The organism is Kineosporia corallincola (assembly GCF_018499875.1).
GTDB lineage: Bacteria > Actinomycetota > Actinomycetes > Actinomycetales > Kineosporiaceae > Kineosporia > Kineosporia corallincola.
Window position 1 is genome coordinate 106,549 of record NZ_JAHBAY010000013.1, and the last position, 25,501, is coordinate 132,049.

Sequence of the window (25,501 nt, forward strand, 5' to 3'; positions counted from 1 at the left end):
CGGGGGCCAATCCGCCGTCTTCCCGCCTGGGGCACACGCATTGCGCTGCCCAGGACCGTCCTGGTCAGGTCCCCGGAACCCGGCGGGTGAGCTGCTTCCACGGCACCGGGAGTGCCCTTCGTCACTCCGGCCGGTGCGGGAGGATCAGCCGGTGAACGAGCACCCGGTCGTAGCCGGTACCCCAATGGTGGACGACGAGGAGCCCCGCAACGGGATCGGCGTGGGCCCGTGGCCCGGCCCCTGGCCCACCGACGCCCGCTACGACCCCGAGCTGCTGGAGCACGGCGACCGCCGCAACGTGGTCGACGAGTTCCGCTACTGGCGGGGGGAGGCGATCGTCGCGGAGCTGGACACCCGCCGGCACGGCTTCCACGTGGCCATCGAGAACTGGGCGCACGACATGAACATCGGCTCGGTGGTGCGCACCGCCAACGCCTTCAACGCGGCCGGGGTGCACATCGTGGGTCGGCGGCGCTGGAACCGGCGCGGCGCCATGGTGACCGACCGGTACCTGCACGTGAGCCACCATCCGGACGCCGAGGCGCTCACCGCCTGGGCGTCCGCCGAGAACCTGACCGTGATCGGCGTCGACAACGTGCCCGGCTCGGTGCCGCTGGAGACCGCCACCCTGCCCCGGGACTGCGTGCTGGTGTTCGGCCAGGAGGGGCCGGGCCTGTCCGAGGCCACGCTGGCCGCCTGCTCACAGGTGCTGTCGATCGCCCAGTTCGGCTCGACCCGGTCGATCAACGCCGGGGCCGCCGCCGCTGTCGCCATGCACGCCTGGATCCGGCAGCACGCGGTCATTCCTGCCGCAGCGCCGTGATCTTCCCGTCCTGACCGGATCGCACCCAGACCTCGGCCTGACCACCGGGTGTGGAGCGGTTCAGCACCCGAACCAGTTCCTCCGGGGTGACGACGGTGGGGCCGTGCAGCACCAGAGGCGCGTCGGGGTCGATCACCAGCTGGCCGGACAGGCCGGTGCGGGCCGGCACCAGCACCTCGCCGTCCCGCGTGTAGTCACCGGCCAGGAAGGTCACCCGCACCGAGCCCTGTTCGCTGCGCCCGGCGCTGATCCGGCCGAACGCCAGGCCGGTGCGGTCCTCGTCCTGCCAGGGCACCGGGGCGATCGGGCGGCGGTCGGCCGGGGCCGGAACCACCCGCACGGCCTGGTCCGGCCCGCCCCCCACGGCGGACAGCGACGTGGCGTCGAGCACCGACGGCGGGAGGGCCTCGGTCAGCCCGCTGACCAGGGCGACGGACGCGAGCACGCAGGCCACCGCCGCGGCCCAGCCGGCCCGGCGGCGCATGCGCAGACGGCTTCCGCGCCGGGTGACGGTGGCCAGGTCGCCCGCCCCCGGATCCGGCACGTCGCCCGGGGACAGCTCAGCCTCGTCGTCCATCAGCACCTCGCGGCCCGGCGGCTGACGCTGGAGCACGTCGAGCGCGTGCGTGCGGGCGGCCGTGGACACCCAGAAGGCGGGCGAGTCGCCGATCCGCGACCAGCGCGCGTGGGCCCGGGCCAAGGTGGCGTGGGTGACCTCGTGCGCATCGGCCCGGCTGCCGAGCTCGGCGTGGGCGGCCGTGAAGGCCGAGCGGTAGAGCTCCGGGAAGAGGATCTCGAAGTCGCCGGGGCGCCTCTTGGGGCGAGGTGGTGCCGGTGTTTCGGTGGTGGTCATCTCACCCGCCTTTTCCCCATCCGGAAGTGCCAGCAGGCTACTCGGCCCGGGATGGACATATCTCGCTATCGGGGCAGGTCATGCGGCATGTCAGCCGCAGGGGCGAGGAGCGTCTCGGGTGTACCGGCGATGGCTCACCCGGTGAACGACGCCCGGGCGGACCGGAACCGGTCACGCCGGGCGGTCACGATCTAATAACGCAGGGTCTCGTCTGTGAGCCCCCGCTGCGAAGGCGTTGCCGACCGGATGCCGACCGGACCCGCGGGTGCCGGTTGGTTGCGGGCGTGTCGTGCGGTCGGAGCGGGTCAGGAGATGTACTGCTCCGACAGGGCGGTGATCGTGCCGTCGCCACCCAGCCGGAACCAGACCCCGACGTCGCGCGGTTCCCCCACCGCCTCGAAGTTCTCGGTCAGCTGGGCCGTGGTGATCGGCCGGCCGGCGTCGACATCGACGTCCTCCGGGTAGCCGAGCAGCGCGTTGGCACCCCGCAGCGGGGCCTTCGGGTCGAGCCGGAAGTCGGTCGGCTCGGTGCCCTCCTTCTCGCCCTGGAGCACGTCGTCGAGTGGGTACTCGCCGCCGTTCATCGTCTTCGCCTCCTCGCCGAGGTAGAAGTACCCCGGCTGGATGCGCAGGGTCAGCGTGCCGTCCGCGTTCTCGGTGATGCCTTGCAGATAGCCGAAGGTCAGCCCCTCGGCCTCGGAGCGCACGGTGGTGATCGGGGTGTAGTCCTTCGGCGCGGCGGTGGCGGTCGCCGGCACCACCCGGGCCTGGTCGGTGGCGCTGAACGGGCTGCTCAGCACCACCGCCACCGTCACCACGACGGCGGCCGCGACCCCTGCGGCCCAGCCGGCCCGGCGGCGGCGCCGGATGCTGGTGCCCCGGCGCACGGCGTCGGGCAGGGCCCGCGCGGGCGGGGCCGGGATCTGGTCGGGCTTCAGGTCGTCGAACATGTCAGGCCTCCCGCATCTCGGTGGCGAGATGCCCACCGAGCGAGGCCAGGCCCCGCTGGGCGTGCTTGCGCACGGTGGTGATCCGCATCCCCAGGGCGGCGGCCGTGTCGGCCTCGGACTGGTCGGCCAGGTAACGCAGCACGATCACCTCACGCTGCCGCCGCGGCAGCCGCTCGATCGCCGCGGTGAGGTCCATCCGGTCCTCCAGGCGCGGGTCCCGGCCGGGCCGCTCCACGTCGTCGTCACCCAGCACCTCCCGGCTGCGCACCCGCCGCCGGGCGATGTCGATGGCCTGCGTGTAGGCGGTTCTCGCGACCCAGCCGTGCGGGGACCGGTTGATCCGGCCCCACCACGAGTAGGCCTTGGCCATCGCCTCCTGGGCCGCGTCCTCGGCCTGGGCCTGTGACCCGAGCACCTGGTAGGCCACCACGTACGCCTTGCGCCACAGTTCGGGGAAGAGCGACTCGTAGTCGGATCTCCCGGCCTCCGCCGTCATCGCACCGCCGTTTCCCGCCGTTCTCCGCAAAGACGGCAGGAACTCTAGTGGTGTGCGGGGAGTGCGGATGCGCGGCGGCGGCCGCCCGGTCCACGTCTGCCCGCAGGGGCAGCCGCGGACCGGAGGCCGTCAGCGACCCGTCACGGGATGTACTGCTCGGCCAGCGCGGTGACCTGGCCGCCGTTCGACTCGGTGTCGGTGTGCCGCAACCACACCGCGACGTGCTTGTTCTCCAGCTCGGCGAAGTTCTTCACCAGCTGGGTGCGGGTGATCGTGGTGCGCTTCAGGTCGTCCGGGTGGCCCAGCAGCTCGTTGACGCCGATCAGGCTGGCCTTGGTGGACACCGTGTAGGTGAACGGGTCCTGGGTGTCGTCGTGGGCGATCCGGTAGTCGTCGGGCGGGGTGATGCCGCCGTTCAGCAGCTTGGCGGCCTTGCCGTCGTAGAACTCGGCCTGGTCCAGGGTGATCCGCAGCTTGTCGTTCTTCAGCGTGACCTTGGTGAGGTAGCCGAACTCCAGGCCGTCCTTCGCGAAACCGTAGCTGTCCGTGGCCTTTGCCGGGATCGCCGAGAACGTGGTGGAGGCCGGTGACGCCTGGGCGGGCAGGGTCGCGGCGGTGAACGCCCCGGCCCCGAGGACTGCTGCGGCGAGGGCCAGTGAGATACGCTTGACAGACATGGGGTTTCTCCTGAGGTGCTGGTCGGCACGGGTACGGGTCGGGTGAATCTCTTCGCGAGGGCGGTGGCTGCAACCACTGCCCTCGCTGCTTTGTGCTGGTACTGCTGGTGTTTCGTCGTCCCACCGTGGCGGCCCCCAGCGGGAGCGCTCAGGCCGTGGTGCTGAACACGAACACACCCCTAAGACGTTCTGTAGCCCCTCGGGCAACGACACGACTTCGGTCACGGATTCGTAACGGCGTCGGGTAGGGGTTCTCGCCGTCCCTGATCGGGGTTCTTGATCCGAACCGCATACTCGGTATACCTTCGCTCTCGCCATACCGGGTATGCACTTGGGAGGGGAGTGCCGGGGAATGTCTGTACGACAGAGCCTGCTCGCGATCCTGGCGGAGGGCGAGCAGTACGGGTACCAGCTCCGGCACGAGTTCGAGCTGCGCACCGGGCGGACCTGGCCGATCAACATCGGGCAGGTCTATACAACCCTGAACCGCCTGGTGAGGGATGGGCTGGTGGAGGAGGCGGGTCGTCAGGACGACGGCTCGGTCAACTACCGGCTCACCTTCGCCGGGCGGGAAGAGGTGGAGAAGTGGTGGGCCACCGCCGTCGACCGGGGCGCACCGAACCGTGACGAGGTGGCGATCAAGGTGGCCCTGGCCGCCACCGCTCCCGGGGTCGACGTGATCGACGTGGTCTCCCGGCAGAAGGCCGAAACCCTGCGCGTGTTACAGGGTTACACGCGCCAGAAGCGCGCCCTGCCGGAGCCGTCCACGGGTGAGGACCTGGCCAGGTTGCTCGTGCTGGACAGCCTGATCTTCGCGGCCGAGGCCGAGGCGCGCTGGCTCGACCTGGTCGGCCAGCGCCTCACCGCCCGCTGAGAGCCGCAGCACCATCAAGACTTTCGCTCCCGGGTGGAGGGGGCGTGACGAAAAGGGGCAAGGTCATGAGCAGTGTTGACGTCCAGGCCGTGGAGCCGGCCGGGAGCGAGGGCCGGCAGCCGGTTCTGCTGAGCCTTCACGACGCCGCCCGGGTGCACGGGCAGGGAACGGCGGTGCCGGTGCACGCGCTGAACGGCGTCAGTCTCCAGGTGCGGGTGGGCGAACTGGTCGCGGTGATGGGACCGTCCGGTTCGGGCAAGTCCACCCTGCTGCACCTGGCCGGCGGTCTGGACGCACCGACCTCGGGTGACGTGGTGGTCGACGGGGTGAGCGTCGGCGGGCTCTCGGTGAAGGCCCGGGCCGCGCTGCGCCGCCGCAGCGTCGGCTACGTGTTCCAGGACCTGAACCTGGTGCCCGCCCTGACCGCGGCCGAGAACGTCGCTCTCCCCAGGGAGCTCGACGGGGTGAGCGGCCGTCAGGCCCGGCAGGAGGCCCGTGAGGCGCTGCGTGAGGTCGGCGTCGAAGACCTCGCCGACCGGTTCCCCGAGGAGATGTCCGGCGGCCAGCAGCAGCGGGTGGCGATCGCCCGCGCCCTGGTCGGGCCGCGTCGCCTGGTGCTCGCCGACGAGCCGACCGGTGCCCTGGACTCGCTGACCGGCGAGGCGATCATGCGGGTGCTGCGCGCCCGGGTGGACGCCGGTGCGGCCGGTCTCCTGGTCACCCACGACGCCCAGCACGCGGCCTGGGCCGACCGGATCGTGTTCCTGCGCGACGGCCGGATCGTGGACGAAACCGCCGACACCGTCAGCGTTTCCCGATGAGGGCTTGGATCCCCGCCTGGCGGGTGGCCCGCCGCGACGTCTGGCGGCACAAGGGCCGCAGCGCGCTGGTCGCGCTGATGATCGCGCTTCCGGTGCTCGCACTGTCGAGCGTGTCGGTGCTGTTCCGCTCGGACGACCGCGACCCGCAGGACGTGGTGCGGGTCGAGCTGGGCGTGCAGGCCCAGGCCGAGATCACCTACGCGGGCTTCGCCCCGGTCGTCCAGTCGCCGGCCGGCAACGGCTACGACTCCGGGACCGTCATCGGGGACGACAAGGAGGACGCCGGCGACGAGAACCTGCTCTCCACCGAGGAGTTCGAGCAGCGGGCGGCCTCGGTGATCTCGTCGCGCGACCAGCTGGTGCGCGACCGCACACTCGACGCCAACCGCAACCTGCGCTGGCAGGACCGGCTGCTCAGCGCCGGTCTGCGCGAACTGGACTACACCGGATCGGGTCTGAAGGGCCTGATCGAGCAGGTCTCCGGCCGTGCGCCCCAGGCCGCGGGTGAGGTGGTGGTCAGCCGGAAACTCCAGGACGCCGGTGTGCGCGTGGGCGACACCCTCACCTACCAGCCGTCGCAGAAGGACGAGGCCCGCACGCTCACCGTGGTCGGTGTCGTCGACGGGATCGACATCGAGAAGCAGGTCATCGGCCCGGCCGGATCCCTGTTCCCGGAGGGTGTCTTCCGGACCGAGGGCGGCTTCCTGACCTACGCCGGTGCCTTCGGCGAGGCCCGGCTGCTGGTGACCGGCCCCGACCCGGTCACCTGGGACCAGGTGCTCGACCTGAACCAGAGTGGCTCGGTGGTGCTGAGTCGCCAGGTGGTGGCCGACCCGCCCCCGTCCGAGCAGGTCCCCTACAACGACGGCGACTACGCGGTGGACGGCGAATCGGTGGGCATCGTCGCCGTCGTCATCGGCATGGTGCTGCTCCAGATCGCCCTGCTGGCCGGTCCCGCCATCGCCGTCGGCGCCCGCCGCAACCAGCGCACCCTGGCCCTGATGGCCTCTAGCGGGGCCGAGCGCCGTCATCTGCGGGCCGTGCTGCTCGCCTCGAACGGGCTGATCGGGCTGGTCAGCAGCGCGGTCGCGGCGGTTCTCGGGGCCGGGCTGGGCATCGCGATCATCGCCGTGCTGCGGGCCCACGACGTCACCTTCGTCCGCGTCGACGTGCGCCCGCTGGATCTGCTCGTGCTGGTCGCGACCGGCACGCTGACCGCGGTCGCGGCATCGCTGGTGCCGGCCCGGCAGGCCGCCCGGCTCGACGTGGTGGCAGCCCTGACCGGCCGACGTGACTACTCACCGCCGGCCCTGCGGGTGCCGGTGGCCGGGCTGCTGCTCGCGCTCGCCGGAACCGTCCTGGCGCTGGTGAGTTCCGGCGAGTACTGGACGTTCCCGACCGTTCTCGGGCTGGCCGTGGCCGAGGTCGGGATGGTGATGGCCTCCGGTGCGGTGGTGGCCCTGGCGGCCCGGCTGGCCGTGCGGCTGCCGTTCAGCGCCCGCTTCGCCCTGCGCGACGCGGCCCGCCAGCGCAGCCGCACCGCCCCGGCGGTGGCCGCGGTGCTCGCCGCGATCGCCGGTGGCAGTGCGGCGCTGGTCTACCTGGCCGCGCAGGACGACCACGACCAGCGGGAGTACCGGGCGAGCACGGCCACCGGCGTGCTGGTGGTCGGGGCCGACACCTACGGCGACAACCAGGCGGTGGACGCGCTGTCGGTGGCCGAGGGCGTGGTGCGCCGGGATCTGCCGGTCGAGAGCCTCCAGACCTTCAGGACCTCGGCGTGGGAAGAGGACGAGGGTGACGTGAACGTCAGCCTCACCCCGCTGATGCCCGACGATGTCGAGTGCCCCGGCACCGCGATGGAGGGCATCGCCAGTGTGGTCATGCCCGGCGACGACGAGGTGTACAAGGAGGGCACGCCCGGACCGTGCGGAGGCCGCAGTGACCCCGGCACGCTGGAGTTCGGCTACGGCAACGTGTTCGACGACGGCACGGCGGTCGACCTGATCACCGGCGGCCAGGCACCCACCACGGTGGCCGCGCTGCGGGCCGGCACGGTGGTGAGTACCGACCCGGAGATGATCTGGCCGGACGGCACGGTGCACGTCGCGGTCGAGCGCTACACCGAGCGCAACGACACCCCCTCGTCGGTCACCACGATCACGCTGAAGGCGGTCCTGGCGGGTGCCGGCGAGTCGAACATCAACGGCCTGGTGTATCCGACGGCGGCCGCCGAGAAACTCGGAATCGGCCTGGAAGACGGTGGTTTCGTGGCAGCCACGACCCGGATGCCGACCACGGCGCAGGAGGAACGGACCGACGAGGCGCTGCTGCGCGACGCCGGCCTGGGACTGAGCCTGGAGCGGGGCTACGTCAGCCACTACGGAACAGGCCTGCTGTCGCTGCTGGTGGCGGCCGCGGTGATCAGCCTGATCGGCACCTTCACCGCGGTCGGGCTGGCGGCGGCGGAGACCCGGGCCGACGTGTCCACCCTGGCCGCGGTGGGTGCCGGGCCCGGGGTGCGGCGCCGGCTCGCCGCCGCGCAGGCCGGCGTGATCTCCGGCCTGGGTGGGGTTCTCGGGGTGCTGAGCGGCATCCTGGCCGGCTGGGTGCTGGTGCGCATGCAGCAGGACTGGACCGCGGGCTACGGCGACGAGAACCTCTGGCGGCTCGTGCTGCCGTGGAACTACCTGCTGGCCGTCGGCCTCGGAATCCCGTTGCTGGCCATGGTGATCGGGTTCCTGACCACCCGGTCGCGGCTGGCCGTGGTGCGGCGGCTCGGGCAGTGAGACTCCGCGCCGCCGGGTGGAGGGCCCGGCGGCGCGGCACCTGCGGACTGCCGTCCGCCGACGTGGATCAGACCAGGTCGATCAGGCTCTCGATCGACGGCACGATGTGCGACGGGCGGAACGGGTAGCGCTGCACGTCGTCGCGGGTGGTGGAACCGGTCAGCACCAGGAAGGTCTCCAGGCCCGCCTCCATCCCGGCGATCACGTCGGTGTCCATCCGGTCGCCCACCATCGCGGTGTACTCGGAGTGCGCGTCGATCTTGTTCAGGGCGCTGCGGAACATCATCGGGTTGGGCTTGCCCACGATGTACGGCTCCCGGCCGGTGGCCCGGGTGATCAGCGCCGCGACCGCGCCGGTGGCCGGCAGCGGGCCCTCGGCCGACGGGCCGGTCGGGTCCGGGTTGGTGGCAATGAACCGGGCACCGGCCTCGACCAGGCGGATGGCCTTGGTGATCGCCTCGAACGAGTAGGTGCGGGTCTCGCCCAGCACGACGAAGTCCGGGTCGGTGTCGGTGAGCACGTAGCCGGCCTCGTGCAGGGCGGTGGTCAGCCCGGCCTCGCCGATCACGTAGGCCCGGCCGCCGGGCACCTGGTCGGCCAGGAACTGCGCGGTGGCCAGGGCCGACGTCCAGATCGACTGCTCCGGCACGTCCAGCCCGGAGGCCAGAAGCCGGGCCCGCAGGTCACGCGCGGTGTAGATCGAGTTGTTGGTGAGCACCAGGAACGGTGCTTCCTTCTCCTGGAGACGCCCGAGGAACTCGGCGGCACCCGGCAGGGCCAGGCCCTCGTGCACGAGCACCCCGTCCATGTCCGTCAGCCAGCAGCGGATCTCCCGAGTGTTCATGCCGTTTCTCCTCGCTTCATGGGGCTCCGTCCGGTTCCGTCCGGATTTCGGCTCTGCGCTGAAGGCCCGCGCCCGAACCGTACTGGTCGGATGGTGCCGTCCGCTGAGGTGGCCGGATCAGCCGGTCAGCGCGGCCAGGTCAAAAGCCTCGGCCAGCGCCCGCATTCCGGCGTCGCCGGGGTGCAGGTGGTCGCCCGAGTCGTGGGCGGCGCCCATCCGCTCCGGGGCCGCGGGGTCGGCCACCGCCGCGTCGAAGTCCACCACGGCGTCGAAAACCGTTGTGCTGCGCACCCAGTCGTTCACCAGGCGGCGCTGCTGCTCCTTCTCCGGGCTCAGGCACCCGCCCTCACAGGTGAACGGGGTGAGCGTGGCCCCGACCACCCGCAGCCCGCCGGCGTGCGCGCGGTCGGCCAGGGTGGTCAGCCCGGCGATCACCGTGGTGGCCGGGGTGCCGGTGCCGATGTCGTTGATGCCCAGGGCGATCACCACCACCCGGACCTCGGGCCGGGCCAGCACGTCGTGCTCGAACCGGCGCAGGCCGGAGGCGCTCGGCGAGCCGCAGTTCACGTTCTCGGACGTCAGCCGGTTGCCGCCGATGCCCTCGTTGAGCACGCCCAGGCCGGCGGTGGCGGTGTTCCCGCGCATCCGGGCCGCCAGTAGGTCGGGCCAGCGCCGGTCGTGGTCGGGGGTGGATCCGATGCCCTCGGTGATCGAGTCGCCGAACATGCTGACCGAGCCCTCGCCGCCCGGGTCTGGCACGTCGACGCCCTCCAGCCAGTACCAGGACCGCACCGAGTCGGTGAAGGCCGCGCCCGAGGTGCGGCCGGCCAGGTCGCCCGGGCCCAGGAAGGTGGTGGCCACGGCCCGCGCGTGCCCCGAGGTGGCCACCGTGGCGCCCTGCGTCACCACGTCGACGGCCAGGGTGTCGCCCAGGTCGATGGGCAGCTCGACCGGGTCGCTGATCACCCGCCCGCCCGGCGGCACCTCGGCCCGGGCGGCACCGCTGAAGGTCACCTCGTGCACGGTGCCGGTGGTCAGCTCCGGTGCTCCCGTCTTTACGGCCAACGCCACGGTGACCCGGGCCAGCTCCAGCGGTTCGGTGCCGAAGGTGTTGACCAGGCGCATCCTGATGCTGCTGCCGCCGAGGGTGGGGTGCACCAGCTGGCGAACGGTGCGGCCGGTGACGTCGCGGTCGGCGGTGTCGCTCAGGTCCTGGACGGCGGTGCTCCAGGCACCGCTCCAGCCGGCCTGCACGTGCTGCGGTGCGGTGACGGTGGTGGAGGGGCGGGGGACTTCCGCGGCCGGGCTGGAGGCGACGGTCCCGCTCTCGCCCGGGAAGGCCGCGGTGATGCAGTCGCCGTGGTCGCCGGAGCCGACCGGGACCGCGGCCAGCCCGGTTTCGTGACCGGTCGTCACCAGGATGGCCGTTCCGGTGATCGCCCCCACGGAGAACAAGGCCAGCGACGCGGTGAGTGCGCGACGACGCGTCTTCTTCACTGGCCCTCCCGGACGGAAGCGTGATTCTTGATCGGCACGTCGGTGGGCCCGCTGGAGACAACTGTCCGATATGCGATCCGGTTCCGGGCGAACATGGGCGATCCGGAGGCCGAATCCTGGGGACGTGTGGGTCGCCGTTCGGCACTCGTACGGCCCCGGCGGCGGGCCGCGAACAGGTGTCGTGTGGGACCAATGGGCCACCCGCGGTCCCGCACGGGCATGGCGGGTGGACGACGAGGGCGGTCACGACGCACCCGAACTGCTGCCGAGGCGGCCCCGAGCCGAGCCAAGCTGAGCCCGAGCGGCCGGGGCCGTTCCGAGCCACCACCCCGCGCCGCACCACCCGCGCCGCACCACCCGCGCCGCACCACCCGCGCCGCACCACGCGCGCCGCACCACCCGCGCCGCACTACGCGCGCCGCACCACCCCGCGCCGCACCACGCGCGCCGCCGACCAAGGGCCCTCGAGAAGCTTCCGGAAGTTGCCTGGGTCACTGACCTTTGACCTAGAACACGCGTTGTCTAACTCACGTCCGCCCGGCCGGAACGGGAGTGACCTGGGCGACATCCGGGGGCGTCGCGGGGTCCGGAAAGGTCTCATTGGTCACGGAAGTCGCCAACGTCACGCCACTTGTCCGGACAAGTTGGACACGACCGCTTGACGATTGCGACCGGAGTCCTCTTGTGTGTGACATCGGCTAGTGCAAGCGAACATTCGCGTCCCCGAAAGCATGGCCAGGACCTCACCTAACGACGGGCCCACGGCCCGTTCGCGTGCAAGGATCGCCACAGCGAGAGCGACAAGGCCCGCCCGGGGCAGTCGCCTGACCGTGCACCGGTGTGGGTGGCCCTGGCGGACTGCTGGCTGATGAACCGCACGCGACGAAACCGCACAGGAGCAGGCTGATGCCGATTGCAACCCCCGAGGTCTACGCGGAGATGCTCGACCGCGCCAAGGCCGGGTCCTTCGCCTATCCCGCCATCAACGTGACCTCTTCCCAGACTTTGAACGCCGCGATCCGCGGCTTCGCCGAGGCGGGCAGCGACGGCATCGTGCAGATCTCCACCGGTGGGGCCGAATACGCTTCGGGCCCGACGGTGAAGAACATGGTCACCGGTGCGGTGGCTCTGGCGTCGTTCGCCCACGAGGTGGCGAAGAGCTACGACGTGAACATCGCGCTGCACACCGACCACTGCCCGAAGGACAAGCTCGACGGCTACGTCCGGCCCCTGCTGGCGATCAGTCAGGAGCGGGTGGACCGCGGCGAGAACCCGCTGTTCCAGTCGCACATGTGGGACGGCTCCGCGGTCCTGCTCGACGAGAATTTGAAGATCGCCTCCGAGCTGCTGGAGCGCGCCGCCGCTGCGAAGATCGTCCTGGAGGTGGAGATCGGCGTCGTCGGTGGTGAGGAAGACGGTGTGGCCAACGAGATCAACGAGCACCTCTACACCACCGTGGCCGACGCCAAGGCCACCGTCGAGGCCCTCGGCCTGGGCGAGAAGGGCCGCTACATCACGGCTCTCACGTTCGGCAACGTGCACGGCGTGTACAAGCCGGGCAACGTGAAGCTGCGCCCGGAGATCCTCAAGGAGATCCAGGACGAGATCGGCAAGGAGTACGGCCGGGAGAAGCCGTTCGACCTGGTGTTCCACGGTGGCTCGGGGTCGCTGCCGGAAGAGATCTCGGCCGCCGTCGATCACGGCGTGATCAAGATGAACGTCGACACCGACACTCAGTACGCCTTCACCCGCCCGGTCGTGGAGCACATGTTCCGCAACTACGACGGCGTGCTGAAGGTGGACGGCGAGGTCGGCAACAAGAAGCAGTACGACCCGCGGGTGTGGGGCAAGGCCGCCGAGGCCGGTCTGTCCGCGCGCGTGGTCGAGGCCTGCGAGGCGCTGCGCAGCGCCGGCACCAAGATCAAGTAGTCCGGGGAACGGCCGGTCTCGCGGGAGGCCGGCCTTTTCTCTGGACAGGTACCTTGCCGCGCAAGGTAAGATGCTGTGCATGGCTGAAGCGCTGGACATTTCTTCCGCGCTCCGCCGGGGCACCCTGGAGTTCTGTGTTCTCGCCCTGGTCGAGCACGAAGACCGCTACGGCCCGGAGATCGTGCAGCGGCTGGCGGCCGAGCGGCTGGTGATCAGCGAGGGCACGCTGTACCCGCTGCTGTCCCGGCTGCGGCGTTCCGGCTGGGTGAACACCACCTGGCAGGAGTCGGCGAGCGGGCCGCCCCGGCGGTACTACTCGCTGGCCGAGGCGGGGCGCCGGGCACTGCACGACTTCCGGGCGGAATGGAACGGCTTTCGCGACGCGGTGGACCGGATCACGGGATTGGACGCACGGTGACCGAGATGACGATCAGAACCGACGCGCTGGTGCGCGACTACCTGGCAGCCCTGGAAAACGCCCTGGGAGACCTGAATCCCGGGCAGCGCGCCGAGCTGCTCGACGACCTGCGCGGTCACATCGAGACCGAGCGGGCCGCCCTGCCGGAAGACTCCGAGGCCGGGGTGCGGCAGATCCTCGACCGGCTGGGCTCCCCGGAGACCGTGGCCGCCGCGGCCCGGGTGGAGGGGCAGCAGACGCCCGAACCCACCGGCGCTCCGCAGTACGTGCAGCACCCGCAGGCTCCACGGTTCGGGCAGCCGGGTCCGCCCGCCGCCGGCCCGTCCTCCACGGACGGCCGCCGCATCGTGCTGATCGTGCTGGCGGTGGTCGGGGCGGTGCTCGGGCTGATGTTCCTGCTCGCCGTGGTCGCGGCGCTGATGTTCGTCGGCGGCGAGACCGTTCCGGCCGAGCAGACCGGGCCGGACGTCGTGGTCACCCAGTCCGCGCCCTGAGCGCGCCCTGACCACAAAGGTTCTGACAGGCGTCCAAACATGGCGCGCGCGTAACCAGGTCGCTGGGGCACACTGGGGCCCGTGACCACGCATCAGAACCTGCTGAACTCGCCGCCGCCCACCCTGCTCCCCGACGACTCGGTGTCGCGCGACGCGATCGAGGCCGGCGCCCCGCTGGAGAACGTGGCGGCCGCCAGCCCGGCGCAGTGCCTGCCCTGGGCCGCCCTGGCCGAGCGCGCGCTGGAGGCCGGCAACGACGTGGAGGCCTACGCCTACGCCCGCACCGGTTATCACCGTGGTCTCGACGCGCTGCGCCGCAACGGCTGGAAGGGCCACGGCCCGGTGCCGTGGTCGCACCTGCCCAACCAGGGCTTCCTGCGTGCTCTCGCCGCCCTCGGCCGCGCCGCCACGGCCATCGGTGAGGACGAGGAGCGCGAGCGCATCGCCAAGTTCGTCGCCGACTGCGACCCCGAGGCCGCCGACGCCCTCAATGTGCTGAGCTGGGCGGTTCAGCGCTGAGCCCGACCTCCCGCGGCAACGGCCCGGTCGTCGTCGTGGGGGCCGGCATCGCCGGCATCGCCTGCGCCCGGCGTCTGCACGACGCCGGGCTGCGGGTACGGGTGCACGAGCGCGGCCGCCGGATCGGCGGCCGGATGGCCGTGAAGACCGAGTACGTGGGCCCGGTCTCGTCGTTGTCGGTCGGTCATGCCGTCGACATCGGCGCGCCCTACTTCACCGTGCGCGAGGCTCTGTTCGCGCACGTCGTGGCGGCGTGGCAGCACGCCGGGCTGGCCCAGCCGTGGACCGACCGGTTCTCGGTGTACGACGAAAAGGGCCTGCGCCCGGGCGAGGCCGGCCCGCAGCGCTGGTCCACCGTGCCCGGTTCCGGCGGGGTGCGCGGCCTGGTCGAGAACCTCGCGCAGGGGCTGCGGATCGACACCGCCCACCTGGTCGGGTCGGTCACCGTGGAGAACGGGATCACGACTGTGGACGGCGAACCGGCCGCGGCCGTGGTGCTGGCCATGCCCGACCCGCAGGCCGAGCGGCTGCTCCCGGCAGGCATCGCCTCCGCGCTCGGTGTGGACGGCAGTGATCAGCACCCGGTGCTCTCGATGTGGGCGTCGTGGGGCGGTCGCTGGTGGCCGGAGTTCGACGCCGTGTTCGTGAACGCGTCCGACGTCATCGCCTGGATCGCCGACAGCGGCCGCAGTCATGCCGACGGGGTGCCGGTTCTCGTCGTCCACAGCACCGCGCCGTTCGCCCGCGAGCGGCTGACCGACCCGGGCACCGGCATCGAGCCGATGCTGACCGAGCTGGGTCGCCTGTTCGGCACCGACCGGCCTCCGCCACCCGAGTGGGCTCGCATCCACCGCTGGTCGTTCGCCGCACCGGTGCGCACCCACCTGGAGCCGTTCGCGCTGCACGACGACGCGCTGATCGGCGTCTGCGGTGACGCCTGGGGCCCCCGGTCCCGGGTGGAACAGGCCTGGATGTCCGGTAACGGCCTGGCTGAGCAACTGCTCAAACACCTCGGGTAAATCCGGCCCCCGATCCGGGTATTCACTGCCGTCGCGGTAGCATCAATCACCGGACCCCACACCCAGGGGTGGATTAGAGGAGCCCGGTCATGCCCGCGATCGTTCTGGTCGGCGCCCAGTGGGGCGACGAGGGTAAGGGCAAAGCCACCGACGCCCTCGGCGCCGAGGCTGACTACGTCGTCAAGTTCAACGGCGGCAACAACGCGGGTCACACCGTGGTCGTCGACGGCGAGAAGTACGCCCTGCACCTGTTGCCCTCGGGCATCCTGACGCCGGACTGTATTCCGGTCATCGGCAACGGCGTGGTCATCGACCTGGCCGTGCTCTTCCAGGAGATCGAGGGGCTCACCGCGCGCGGCATCGACTGCTCCAAGCTGCTGATCTCGGCGAACGCCCACCTCATCCCGTCGTACAACCGCACGCTCGACAAGACGGTCGAAAGGTTCCTGGGCAAGCGCAAGATCGGCACCACCGGTCGCGGCATCGGGCCGACCTACGCCGACAAGATGAGCCGCGTCGGCATCCGCGTGCAAGACCTGTTCGACGAGAACATCCTGCGGCAGAAGATCGAGGGCGCCCTGGAGGGCAAGAACCCGCTGCTGGTCAAGGCGTTCAACCGGCGCGCGGTCACCGTCGACGAGGTGTTCGACGAGCTCATCGCCTATGCCGACCGGATGCGCCCGATGGTCACCGACACCGGCCTGACCCTGGTGAACGCGCTCGACCGGGGCGAGATGGTGCTGTTCGAGGGCGGGCAGGCCACCCTGCTCGACGTCGACCACGGCAACTACCCGTTCGTCACCTCGTCCAACGCCACCTCCGGCGGCGCCTGCACCGGTTCCGGCGTGCCGCCCACCCGCATCGACCGGGTGATCGCCGTGGCCAAGGCCTATGCCACCCGCGTCGGCGAGGGCCCGTTCCCGACCGAGCTGCACGACGAGTGGGGCGACCGCCTGCGCAACGTCGGCGGCGAGTTCGGCACCACCACGGGCCGTCCGCGTCGTTGTGGCTGGTACGACGCCCCCATCTCGCGGTACGCGGCTCGCGTCAACGGTGTCACCGACTTCGTGCTGACCAAGCTCGACGTGCTCACCGGCATCGAGCGCATCCCGGTCTGCGTGGCCTACGACGTGGACGGCGAGCGGCACGACGAAATGCCCATGACGCAGACCGGTTTCCACCACGCCAAGCCGGTCTACGAGTACTTCGACGGCTGGACCGAAGACATCTCCGCGGCCCGCACGTTCGAGGACCTGCCGAAGAACGCGCAGGCCTACGTGCTCGCGCTCGAAGAGATCTCCGGTCAGCGCATCTCGGCCATCGGGGTCGGCCCGAGCCGTGAGCAGACGGTCGTGAGGTATTCGCTGCTGCCCGATTGACCTTCACATGTGGGACGACGCCGGCTTTTTCATGACCCGGCGTCGTCCCACATTTTTTACAGCTCCTGGGTCAGGCCGCTGCGCAGGATGTTCAGGCTCTTGGTCAGGAGCCGGGACACGTGCATCTGGGACACCCCGACCTCGGCGGCGATCTGTGACTGCGACATGCCCTTGCCGAAACGCAGCTCCAGGATGCGGCGTTCGCGCACCGGCAGCCGGGCCAGCAGGGGGCCCAGGGTGGCGCGCTGCTCCACCAGTTCCAGGCCGGCGTCTTCGAAGCTCTTGCCGATCCGGTCCGATTCCTCGGCTGTGGTCTGCAACGGCACGGTGATGTAGGCGCTCGCCGTCTCCAGTGCCTCCAGCACGAGATCCGGATCCACGTCGAGGTATTCGGCGATCTCGCGGACGGTGGGGGAGCGGTCGAGGGTGTGGGTGAGGCTTTCGCGGGCTTCGGAGACGCGGCGGCCGAGGTCTTGGATGCGGCGGGGGATGCGCATGGCCCAGCCGCGGTCGCGGAAGTGGCGGCGGATTTCGCCGACGATGGTGGGGACGGCGAAGGCGGCGAAGGCTCCGCGTTGGGGGTCGAAGCGGTCGACGGCGTGCAGGAGGCCGATGGTGCCGACCTGGACGAGGTCGTCGTAGGGTTCGCCGCGGCCTTTGAAGCGTTGGGCGAGGTGGTGGACGAGGGGGAGGTGTGCCTCGATGACGGAGCGGCGCAGCTGCTGGTACTGCGGATGCGTCTTGGGCAGGCGGGACAGGCGCTGGAGGTCCGGATCGGCCGGCGGCACCGCCCGGTCCGGGTCGGCGACCAGTGAACCGTCCGGGTCGTCGGGATCGCCCGGGTCGTCGGAATCACCCGGCCGGAGGGCGGATTCGTCGTCGAGGTCTTCCGGATCACTGGGGACGGCCACCCGCGCCTGTTCGTCGGGTTCCTCGGGGTCGGCGGGCCCGGCCGGAGCGCCGGGTGCCGTCGGGGTGCTCGGCCGGACCGGGACGGGCCCGGTCCGGTGCCTGACGATCTCGGGCAGGTCGGGCTGGCTCCGGGGCAGTATGCGCAGGCGGGCGTCGGCGTCCGGCTGAAGGCTCACCTCTCGGCCCGCCCCGGCACACTGAGTTTGATCCAGGCCCCGCCGGTGCCGGTGCCGGTGACCACCTCGCCGGCCAGTGCCCGCAGCACCGACCAGGAGAAGCTGGCCTCGCGCGGAAGTTCGCCGACCGGGCCGGAGATCGTGACCGACAGGCTCTGCCCGCCGACCAGGCCCACCTCGAAGGCGGCGTCGAGCGTGCGCCCCGGATGCGCGCGCCCGGCCAGCAGCAACGAGCAGGCCTCGTCGACGGCGATCCGCAGATCCTCGATCTCGTCGAGTGTGAGGTCGAGGCGGGTGCCGAGGCCGGCGGCGGCGGTGCGCACCACGGCGAGGTAGGCCGGATCGGCCGGGACCCGCAGCTCCACCGTGTCGAGCTTCCGTCCGGTCTCGACGACGTCGGAACGCTGCCTGCCGAGAATTGTGCTCACATCCCCCCGTGACGAAGACCGGCCCTGCTCGTAGCGGTGCGCGGATCGTTCGTCACGGAACGATACCAATGTCACCATCGGAACAGGGTAGTGCACTCAGAGTTGTAGTTGTCCAGGCCTCAAGGGAAGCCCAAGCTACAGATCTCACTCGGCCGATCACGAGTAGTGAAGCCCCGTACCCGGACGGCCGCTCGGGTAATTCTGCCCGTCCAGGGGCGCATCGTCCGCCGTTTCCGGCGTCGATGAGAGCTTTATCAAGGACGGGATCGAGGTTCGCACACCCCTGCACCGCGCGTGCAGTACCGCATAGTTCGCATTGGCCGCGAATCGCCCCCCGCGATGCGCCCGGCCTGCCGGTGTGCCGGATCAGCCCTCGGTCAGGGCCTCTTCGCGATGCCGGGCGTTGCCGGTGTGCCCGTCGTCCCCGGTTGTCGTCGTGCGCACCACGGTGACCCCGGAGCCCTGGGTGTGCCCCGCGTAGACCGCGATCAGCACACCGAGCATGCCCAGGCCGACCGCCACCAGGTTGGGCGAGTTGTAGCCCCAGCCGGCCGCGATGGTCAGGCCGCCCAGCCAGGCGCCGAGGGAGTTGGCGATGTTGAAGGCCGCGTGCATGCTGGCGGCGGCCAGGTTGGGGGCGCCGCCGGCCATGCTGATGATCCGGTTCTGGAGGGCGGGGAAGGCCATCGTGTTGCTGAACGGGAACAGGAAGATCAGCACGGCGGAGGCGATCCTGCTGCTGGAGGCGAAGAAGAAGATGCCGGCGATGACCACGTTCGCGGCCATCGCGCCGTAGATCACCGGGGTGGCGTCGAACCGGTCGGACAGCCGTGCGCCGATCAGGTTGCCGAAGGTCATGCCGAGCCCGAACAGCACCAGCAGCGGCGTGATGCTCGATTCGGCGTAGCCGGCCACCTCGGTCATCATCGGGGCGATGTAGCTGAAGGTCGCGAAGGTGGCGCCGCCGCCGATGGTGGCCACGCCGAGCGACAGCCAGATCTGCTTGTTCCGGAAGGCGCCCAGCTCGTGCCGCAGGTGCGGGGCGTCCGGCGAGGACGGGTCCACCCGCTCACTGCGCGGCACGGCCGCCAGCACGCCCAGGGCACCGATCAGCTCGACCACCGCGACCAGCACGAGCACCAGCCGCCACGACGTGTTCTGGCCGATGTAGGTGGTCAGCGGCACGCCCACCACGTTGGCGATGGTCAGGCCGGCGAACACCACCGCCATCGCCTGGCTCTTCTTCCGGGCGACCAGGTTGGACGCCTGCACCGCGGCGACCCCGAAGAACGCCCCGTGCGGCAGGCCGGACAGGAATCGCATCACCAGCAGGCCGTAGAAGCCCGGCATCAGGGCGGAGACCAGGTTGCCCACCGCGAGGGCCACCACCAGGCTGATCAGCAGGCCCTTGCGGGGGAACCGGACGCTGGCCGCGGTCAGCAGCGGCGCGCCGATCACCACACCGATGGCGTAGGCCGAGATCAGGTTTCCGGCCTGGGGGACGCTGACGTCCAGGTCGTGGGCCATGTCGGGCAGCAGCCCGAGGGCGACGAACTCGCCCGTGCCCAGCCCGAAACTACAGATGGCCAGGACCAGTAGCGCCCGCCGCACCGGATTGAACACGATTGTGCCGCCCTCTCAACCTAGGTCTGCCGGAGGCACGGGCACACGACGAACCGCCCGGGAATGCTCTTTCGGCGAGCAAAATCGGGCGGTACGGGACGTGTTGCGGGGCGGCGTCATTGAGCCCTTGCGCCGAACGTGTCGATGGACAGCGGGCGCCTCTGGCTGGTTCCCAGGGTACAACCGGCTACCGGTAGTTGTATTCCCCGGTCACCGTTCATGCGGTGCCGTTGCGGCGCGGCCGGATCTCCTCGGTGACGATCGGGATGGGGTTGGTGTCGTCGTCGCGGCGCACCGGCCCGCGGCGCAGCACCGCGGTGGGGTAGGTGCCGGGATGCCGCCGGATCACCGGCATCGAGTCGGTGCCGGGCACGGGCCGGTCGCGGATCGCCGGGACGTCGCGGATCACCGGGACGGAACCGGTGTTCGAGTACTGCCCGATCACCGGCACCGGGTTGGTGTTCAGGCCGACCACCGGGATCCGGATCGGGTTGGTGCGCGGCCCGTTGGTCGGCGGCGGGACGCTGCTCAGGGGCGAGCCGAACACCCGCACCAGCGAGCGCTGCATCCAGGCCGCGTACATCGCCACCAGCGCGGCCATCAGGCCCAGCCCGACCGCTACCAGGTTGGGCGAGTTGTAGCCCCAGCCGGCCGCGATCGTCATCCCGCCCAGCCAGGCGCCGAGGGAGTTGGCGATGTTGAAGGCCGCGTGCATGCTGGCGGCGGCCAGGTTGGGGGCGCCGCCGGCCATCCCGATGATCCGGTTCTGGAGGGCGGGGAAGGCCATCGTGTTGCAGAACGGGAACACGAAGATCATGACGGCGGCGGCGATCCGGTTGCCGGCGGCGAAGTAGAAGGCGCCCGCGACGGCCACCTGGGCCAGCATCACCCCGCAGATCACCGTGGTGACCTCGTAGCGGTCGGACAGCCGTGCGCCCACCAGGTTGCCGAAGGTCATGCCGAGCCCGAACAGCACCAGCAGCGGCGTGATGCTCGTGTCCGCGTAGCCGGCCACCTCGGTCATCATCGGGGCGATGTAGCTGAACGTGGAGAAGATGGCACCGCAGCCGATCGTGGCCACCGCCAGCGAGAGCCAGATCTGGCCGTTGCGGAACGAGCGCAGTTCCCGCCGCAGGTCGGGGGCTTCCTCGGGGGTGCGGTGCTCGCGCGGCACCGCGGCCAGCACGCCCAGGGCGCCGACCAGCTCGACCGCCGCGATCAGCGCGAACACCAGCCGCCAGGAACTGTTCTGGCCGATCAGCGTGGTCAGCGGCACGCCCACCACGTTGGCGATGGTCAGCCCGGCGAACACCACGGCCATCGCCTGGCTGCGGCGGTTCTCCGGCACCAGGTTGGCGGCCTGCACCGAGGCCAGGCCGAAGAACGCGCCGTGCGGGAGGCCGGACAGGAAGCGCACCACGAGCAGGCTGGTGAACTCCGGCATCACGGCCGACAGCAGGTTGCCCGCGGCGAGCATGACCACCAGACCGATCAGCAGGCCCTTGCGCGGCAGGCGGATCGAGATCGCCGTCAGCAGCGGGGCACCGATCACCACACCGGCCGCGTAGGCCGAGATCAGGTGGCCCGCCTCCGGCACGCTGACATGCAGGTCGTGCGCGATGCCCGGCAGAAGGCCGAGGGCCACGTACTCGCCCGTGCCCAGCCCGAAACTACAGATGGCCAGCGTCACCAGCGCACGCCGAACCGGATTGAGCACCCTTGCCGCCCTTCGCGCAGGTGCCGGACAAAAACTGACACCAAGTCGTGTCAGCGAATATAGCTGGGCGACAGCTGTTCGACCGGCCGCTCCCGGGCCGGGCTGCGGACCATGAGCGCCCACTGCGGGGGGAGTACGGGGCGGTGTCGCTCGTTTTTGACACCGGCTACGGGCTCAGGGTGGTGTGAAAAATCGCAAGGTCATCCGGGTGCTCCCGGGGCGGGCTGCCGTCGGTTGCGTCTGGGCTGGGCCGCGTTGGGTTGGGTGGTGTCGCGTGGGCCGCTCGGTTCGGCGGCGGGGTGTTGGCCTGGGGCCGGACCGACGGCTCGTGGGCGTGGGTCGTGTGAGCCGGTGGTCCGGACCCGCGCCCCTAGGCGGACTTGCGGGCCGGGGTCTTCTTCGCGGCCGTCTTGGTGGCTGTCTTGCTCGCCGTCTTCTTGGCGGGGGCCTTCTTGGCGGGGGCCTTGTGGGCGGGGGCCTTGGCCGCAGGCTTGCGAGCGGGCTTCTCGCCGCGGGCCTCCTTGGCCCGGTCGACGCTGGCCTGCAAGGCTGAGAGCAGGTCCACCACCTCGGTCGCCGTCTCGTCCCCGGCCTCCACCGGAGCCGGCTCGGCCCCCTCCAGCTTGGCCTCCACCAGCTGCACCAGGGCCTGCTGGTAGTCGTCCTCGTACTGGTCGGGCTCGAAGTCCGCGGCCATCGAGTCGACCAGCGAGGCCGCCATCCGCAGCTCCTGGGGGCGCAGCTCCACGTCGTCCTCAAGAATCGGGAAGTCGGCGGCGCGGATCTCGTCGGGCCACAGCAGCGTCTGCATCATGATCACCCGATCGCGCACACGCAGCACCGCGAGCGATTCCCGTTGGCGCAGAGCCACCTTCACCACGGCCATCCGGTCCGTGGCCTCCAGTGCCTCGCGCAGCAGGGCGTAGGGCTTGGCCGCCCGGGCGTCGGGCTCCAGGTAGTAGGACTTGCCGAACAGCACCGGATCGACCTGGCCGGTGGGCACGAACTCGACCACGTCGATCTCGCGGCCGGTGCTCAGGGGCAGCGCCTCGAAGTCTTCGTCGGTGAGCACCACCAGCCGGCCGTCCTCGGCCTCGTAGCCCTTGGCCAGCTGGTCCCAGGCCACCTCCTCGCCGCAGACGCTGCACACCCGGCGCATCCGGATCCGCCCGCCGTCTTCCCGGTGGACCTGGTGGAACCGGATGTCGTGCTCCTGGGTCGCCGAGAACAACCGGACCGGCACGTTGACGAGGCCGAACGAGACCGCGCCCTTCCAGATCGCTCGCATGGGTTTCTCCTCGTTGATCGCCACTCGTCGACCCTGTCAAGCAAGACACGCCGGAAACCTGACATCAAGCATGACTGCTTGCTCTCAGTCTTGCCAGAGCATGTGCGTGTCCGGCAGTCGTGACCCGGTGACCTGACCAAATTCATCGGTTCGGGCGACTGTTTGATTGAGGACGGCGAGGAGCGGGTACGCCGCCACCGCCGTGTGCTCTGATGTGGGCCATGCGCCCGATGCTGGCCACCCCGGCGGATCCCGACGCCGGGCTGCCGGCGGACGGCGACCGCTGGGCCTACGAGGTCAAGTGGGACGGCTGGCGGGTGCTCGCCGACGTCAACGACGGCGCGGTGCGGCTGTGGAGCCGGTCCGAGCGCGAGATCACCGCGGCCTTCCCGGAACTCGAGGCGATCGGGCGCGCCCACCCGGACGTGCTGCTCGACGGTGAGATCGTGATCATGGCCCGGGGCGTGCCCTCGTTCACCGCGCTCGCCGACCGGATCCACCTGACCGACCGGCGCCGGGCCTCAGCCCTGGCCGCCCGTAACCCGGCCACCCTGATCGCCTTCGACGCGTTGCGGATGTACGGCGTGGACCTGACGGAACGGCCCTGGCAGGAACGGCGTGAGGCGCTGGAACGGCTGCCCGCCTCGGGCGAGCACTGGCAGTTGTCGCCGGTCTACGACGACGTCGACGTGCTGCTGGAGGCGACCCGCGAGCAGGGCCTGGAAGGCGTGGTGGCCAAGCGGCGCACCTCGGCCTACCGCCCCGGGGTGCGCAGCAGCGACTGGCGCAAGCTGGCCCACCGCCGGGTGCAGTCGGTGCTGATCGGGGGCTGGCGCCCGGAGATCAACGACCGCAACCAGTTCGGGGCGCTGCTGATCGGCGTCTGGAGCGCCCCCGGCGTGCTGCGGTTCGCCGGGCGGATGGGCAGCGGGCTCACCGGCGCCGGGGCGCAGGCCGACCTGCGCCGTCTGCTGACGCCGCTACAACTGGACTCGTCACCGTTCGCCGAGACCGTGCCACGGGCCGACGCGAAGGGCGCCACCTGGGTACGGCCGCAGGTCGTCGTCGACGTGCGGCACCTGGGCCGCACCGAGAACGGGCGGCTGCGGCAGCCGGTCTTCCGGGGCGTCCGGTCCGACCTGGAACCCGAAGACGTCCGGTACGAGTAGAGAGGGCGGACCCGATGGCGGGTGAGGAACAGCTGGTCGAGGTGGAGGGTCGCACGCTGCGGCTGCGCAACCTGGACAAGGTGCTCTACCCGTCCACCGGCACCACCAAGGGCGAACTGCTGCACTACCTGACCGGCGTGTCGCACGTGCTGCTGCCGCACCTGAAAGACCGCCCCGCCACCCGCAAACGCTGGCCCGACGGCGTCGGGGCCGGCACCACGTTCTTCGAGAAGAACGTGCCGCGCGGCGCCCCCTCGTGGCTGCGCGACGTCACCCTGCCCGCACCCGGCAGCACCAAGGACCGGGAGATGGTGACCTACCCGCTGATCGACGACCTGGCCGGTCTGGTCTGGGCCGCCAACCTGGCCGCCCTCGAACTCCACGTGCCGCAGTGGCGGGTGGGGGCGCGCGGCGCCGCGAAGGACCCCGACCTGCTCGTCATCGATCTCGACCCGGGCGCCCCCGCGGGCCTTCCGGAGTGCGCCGAGGTCGCGCTCGCGGTGCGGCGCAAACTGGAGGACGACGGACTGCACGCTCATCCCGTCACCTCGGGCGGCAAGGGCATGCAGCTCTACGCCGCGGTGTCGGGCCGGCAGGACGCCGTGACCGTGCGGGAGTACGTGCACCGCCTGGCCGAGGAACTGGAACGCGAGCTGCCCCGGCTGGTGGTCTCCCGGATGGCCAAGAACCTGCGCAAGAACCGGGTGTTGCTGGACTGGAGCCAGAACCACTCGGCCAAGACCACGATCTGCCCGTTCTCGCCGCGCGGCCGCGAGCGTCCCACCGCCGCCGTGCCCCGTGACTGGGACGAGGTGGAGCAGCCGGGTGCCCTGCGCCAGCTGGAGTTCGGCGAGGTGCTGGAACGCGTTCAGGACACCGGTGATCCGCTGGCCGGTCTGTTGCCCGGGCCGTCGCAGGCCGGCCGGGGCCCCCGGGTGCCGACGTGACCCCCCAGCGTCCCGCGATGACCCGGCTCGGCATCGTCGTCCTGGCCGGTGGTTCCGGCCGAAGGCTGGGCGGGGTGGACAAGGGCGCTCTGGTCGTGAACGGGGTGTCCCTGCTCGACGGCGTGCTGCTCGCGGCCTCCTCCGCCGTCCGTACCGTGGTGGTGGGCGAACCCCGGCCCACCGTGCGGGATGTCGGCTGGACCCGTGAGGACCCGCCCGGAACCGGGCCGCTGGCCGGGCTGGCCGCCGGCGTTGCGGCCCTGCGGCCCGACGACCTCGACCTGATCGGTGTTTTCGCGACCGACCTGACCGGTCTGACCCCCGACGACGTGCGCCGGCTGACGGACGCGCTGGACGGCCCGGCCGACACCGGGCCCGGCTCCGAGGCCGCCGTGTTCGTGGATGCCGAGGGGCACCGCCAGCCCCTGGCCGCGGTCTACCGGGCCGGTGCGCTGCGCCGGGTTCTGCGCGAATTACAGCCCCTGGAGGGCAGACCCATGCGTGCTCTGCTGCGGGCCCTGACCCTGACCGACGTGTCGGACCACGGAGCCTCGGCCGACTGTGATACCCCGGAGCAACTCGCAACGCTCAGGGCAGGGAAAGGACGAGACATGCTCGAGGACTGGGTCGCGGAACTCGGGGAGCGGCTGTCTCTCCCGGTCGGTGACGTGCAGGTGGCGGAGATCCTCGACCTGGCCCGGGACGCCGCCCACAACGTCGACCGCCCGGCCGCCCCGCTCACCACGTTCCTGGTCGGCTACGCCGCGGGCCTGAAGGGCGGTGGCCGCGACGAGATCGTGGCCGCGCTGGGCGAGGCGGTGCGGCTGATCGAGAGCCGTTCCGCGCCGGAGTGATCGGC

24 protein-coding genes are annotated in these 25,501 nt (G+C 71.2%); 13 read left to right on the forward strand and 11 right to left on the reverse strand.

Going from position 1 to position 25,501, the window contains the following annotated elements; all coding sequences use genetic code 11:
• Window positions 1-184: 184 nt before the first annotated feature.
• Window positions 185-823: a TrmH family RNA methyltransferase gene (locus KIH74_RS27185; RefSeq protein WP_214159344.1), complete on the forward strand. Its 639-nt coding sequence runs from the start codon at window positions 185-187 to the stop codon at window positions 821-823.
• Here the strand turns inward: KIH74_RS27185 and KIH74_RS27190 are convergent.
• The 4 genes from KIH74_RS27190 to KIH74_RS27205 all read right to left on the reverse strand — a co-directional run bounded on the left by KIH74_RS27190 (window position 801) and on the right by KIH74_RS27205 (window position 3,799).
• On the reverse strand, window positions 801-1,676 hold the full coding sequence (locus tag KIH74_RS27190) for a hypothetical protein (RefSeq protein WP_214159200.1): 876 nt from the start codon (window positions 1,674-1,676) through the stop codon (window positions 801-803). The two genes, KIH74_RS27185 and KIH74_RS27190, sit on opposite strands and share 23 nt — an antisense overlap.
• A gap of 305 nt (window positions 1,677-1,981) precedes the next feature.
• Window positions 1,982-2,626: a hypothetical protein gene (locus KIH74_RS27195; RefSeq protein WP_214159201.1), complete on the reverse strand. Its 645-nt coding sequence runs from the start codon at window positions 2,624-2,626 to the stop codon at window positions 1,982-1,984.
• A gap of 1 nt (window position 2,627) precedes the next feature.
• Complete coding sequence (locus tag KIH74_RS27200) at window positions 2,628-3,122, reverse strand: RNA polymerase sigma factor (protein WP_214159202.1); 495 nt, start codon at window positions 3,120-3,122, stop codon at window positions 2,628-2,630.
• A 140-nt stretch (window positions 3,123-3,262) separates the two neighbouring features.
• Window positions 3,263-3,799, reverse strand: coding sequence for a hypothetical protein (locus KIH74_RS27205; RefSeq protein WP_214159203.1), 537 nt, complete (start codon window positions 3,797-3,799; stop codon window positions 3,263-3,265).
• A gap of 352 nt (window positions 3,800-4,151) precedes the next feature.
• On the opposite strand from KIH74_RS27205, the gene KIH74_RS27210 reads away from it, so the two are divergent.
• The 3 genes from KIH74_RS27210 (at window position 4,152) to KIH74_RS27220 (ending at window position 8,283) form a co-directional block, all read left to right on the forward strand.
• Entirely contained in the window at window positions 4,152-4,673 is a 522-nt protein-coding gene (locus KIH74_RS27210; protein WP_214159204.1) for a PadR family transcriptional regulator, read from the forward strand.
• Between the two features lie 65 nt (window positions 4,674-4,738).
• Window positions 4,739-5,494 carry an ABC transporter ATP-binding protein gene (locus KIH74_RS27215; protein ID WP_214159205.1) on the forward strand — a complete coding sequence of 252 codons (756 nt, stop codon included), beginning with the start codon at window positions 4,739-4,741 and terminating at the stop codon, window positions 5,492-5,494.
• Complete coding sequence (locus KIH74_RS27220) at window positions 5,491-8,283, forward strand: FtsX-like permease family protein (RefSeq protein ID WP_214159206.1); 2,793 nt, start codon at window positions 5,491-5,493, stop codon at window positions 8,281-8,283. Before KIH74_RS27215 ends, KIH74_RS27220 begins: the two co-directional genes overlap by 4 nt.
• 67 nt (window positions 8,284-8,350) lie before the next feature.
• Here the strand turns inward: KIH74_RS27220 and KIH74_RS27225 are convergent, their stop codons facing one another.
• Complete coding sequence (locus tag KIH74_RS27225) at window positions 8,351-9,127, reverse strand: HAD-IIA family hydrolase (RefSeq protein WP_214159207.1); 777 nt, start codon at window positions 9,125-9,127, stop codon at window positions 8,351-8,353.
• A 117-nt stretch (window positions 9,128-9,244) separates the two neighbouring features.
• The gene (locus tag KIH74_RS38940; protein ID WP_214159208.1) at window positions 9,245-10,624 is read right to left on the reverse strand and encodes a GDSL-type esterase/lipase family protein; all 1,380 of its coding nucleotides are present in this window, start codon (window positions 10,622-10,624) and stop codon (window positions 9,245-9,247) included.
• A gap of 906 nt (window positions 10,625-11,530) precedes the next feature.
• Here KIH74_RS38940 and fbaA point away from each other — a divergent pair.
• The 6 genes from fbaA to KIH74_RS27260 all read left to right on the forward strand — a co-directional run bounded on the left by fbaA (window position 11,531) and on the right by KIH74_RS27260 (window position 16,382).
• The gene (fbaA, locus tag KIH74_RS27235) at window positions 11,531-12,553 is read left to right on the forward strand and encodes a class II fructose-bisphosphate aldolase (RefSeq protein WP_214159209.1); all 1,023 of its coding nucleotides are present in this window, start codon (window positions 11,531-11,533) and stop codon (window positions 12,551-12,553) included.
• A gap of 79 nt (window positions 12,554-12,632) precedes the next feature.
• Window positions 12,633-12,971 carry a PadR family transcriptional regulator gene (locus KIH74_RS27240; RefSeq protein WP_214159210.1) on the forward strand — a complete coding sequence of 113 codons (339 nt, stop codon included), beginning with the start codon at window positions 12,633-12,635 and terminating at the stop codon, window positions 12,969-12,971.
• A 5-nt stretch (window positions 12,972-12,976) separates the two neighbouring features.
• Window positions 12,977-13,465: an HAAS signaling domain-containing protein gene (locus KIH74_RS27245; RefSeq protein WP_214159211.1), complete on the forward strand. Its 489-nt coding sequence runs from the start codon at window positions 12,977-12,979 to the stop codon at window positions 13,463-13,465.
• A gap of 81 nt (window positions 13,466-13,546) precedes the next feature.
• The gene (locus KIH74_RS27250) at window positions 13,547-13,984 is read left to right on the forward strand and encodes a DUF3151 domain-containing protein (RefSeq protein ID WP_214159212.1); all 438 of its coding nucleotides are present in this window, start codon (window positions 13,547-13,549) and stop codon (window positions 13,982-13,984) included.
• A 35-nt stretch (window positions 13,985-14,019) separates the two neighbouring features.
• Window positions 14,020-15,003 (forward strand): NAD(P)/FAD-dependent oxidoreductase, encoded by a 984-nt coding sequence (locus KIH74_RS27255; RefSeq protein WP_214159213.1) that lies wholly within the window; start codon window positions 14,020-14,022, stop codon window positions 15,001-15,003.
• Window positions 15,004-15,092: 89 nt separating this feature from the next.
• Window positions 15,093-16,382, forward strand: a complete 1,290-nt coding sequence (locus KIH74_RS27260) for an adenylosuccinate synthase (protein ID WP_214159214.1) — start codon at window positions 15,093-15,095, stop codon at window positions 16,380-16,382.
• Window positions 16,383-16,438: 56 nt separating this feature from the next.
• On the opposite strand, the gene KIH74_RS27265 is transcribed toward KIH74_RS27260, so the two are convergent.
• The 5 genes from KIH74_RS27265 to ku all read right to left on the reverse strand — a co-directional run bounded on the left by KIH74_RS27265 (window position 16,439) and on the right by ku (window position 22,526).
• Window positions 16,439-17,470, reverse strand: coding sequence for a SigB/SigF/SigG family RNA polymerase sigma factor (locus KIH74_RS27265; RefSeq protein WP_308114016.1), 1,032 nt, complete (start codon window positions 17,468-17,470; stop codon window positions 16,439-16,441).
• Window positions 17,467-17,976: an ATP-binding protein gene (locus tag KIH74_RS27270; protein WP_214159215.1), complete on the reverse strand. Its 510-nt coding sequence runs from the start codon at window positions 17,974-17,976 to the stop codon at window positions 17,467-17,469. The genes KIH74_RS27265 and KIH74_RS27270 overlap by 4 nt, the downstream gene beginning before the upstream one ends.
• Window positions 17,977-18,264: 288 nt before the next feature.
• Window positions 18,265-19,521 (reverse strand): MFS transporter, encoded by a 1,257-nt coding sequence (locus tag KIH74_RS27275; protein ID WP_214159216.1) that lies wholly within the window; start codon window positions 19,519-19,521, stop codon window positions 18,265-18,267.
• Between the two features lie 217 nt (window positions 19,522-19,738).
• Window positions 19,739-21,238 (reverse strand): MFS transporter, encoded by a 1,500-nt coding sequence (locus KIH74_RS27280; RefSeq protein WP_214159217.1) that lies wholly within the window; start codon window positions 21,236-21,238, stop codon window positions 19,739-19,741.
• Between the two features lie 370 nt (window positions 21,239-21,608).
• A complete protein-coding gene (gene ku, locus KIH74_RS27285) occupies window positions 21,609-22,526 on the reverse strand; it encodes a non-homologous end joining protein Ku (RefSeq protein WP_214159218.1) in 918 nt (305 codons plus the stop codon).
• A 221-nt stretch (window positions 22,527-22,747) separates the two neighbouring features.
• On the opposite strand from ku, the gene ligD (KIH74_RS27290) reads away from it, so the two are divergent.
• Genes ligD (KIH74_RS27290) through KIH74_RS27300 form a run of 3 tightly spaced genes read left to right on the forward strand, consistent with a single transcriptional unit; the run spans window position 22,748 to window position 25,496 of the window.
• Window positions 22,748-23,695, forward strand: coding sequence for a non-homologous end-joining DNA ligase (gene ligD, locus KIH74_RS27290; RefSeq protein WP_214159219.1), 948 nt, complete (start codon window positions 22,748-22,750; stop codon window positions 23,693-23,695).
• 14 nt (window positions 23,696-23,709) lie between these two features.
• Window positions 23,710-24,642, forward strand: a complete 933-nt coding sequence (gene ligD, locus KIH74_RS27295; RefSeq protein WP_214159220.1) for a non-homologous end-joining DNA ligase — start codon at window positions 23,710-23,712, stop codon at window positions 24,640-24,642.
• Window positions 24,639-25,496 carry an NTP transferase domain-containing protein gene (locus KIH74_RS27300; RefSeq protein ID WP_214159221.1) on the forward strand — a complete coding sequence of 286 codons (858 nt, stop codon included), beginning with the start codon at window positions 24,639-24,641 and terminating at the stop codon, window positions 25,494-25,496. Before ligD (KIH74_RS27295) ends, KIH74_RS27300 begins: the two co-directional genes overlap by 4 nt.
• The last annotated feature ends 5 nt before the right edge of the window (window positions 25,497-25,501 follow it).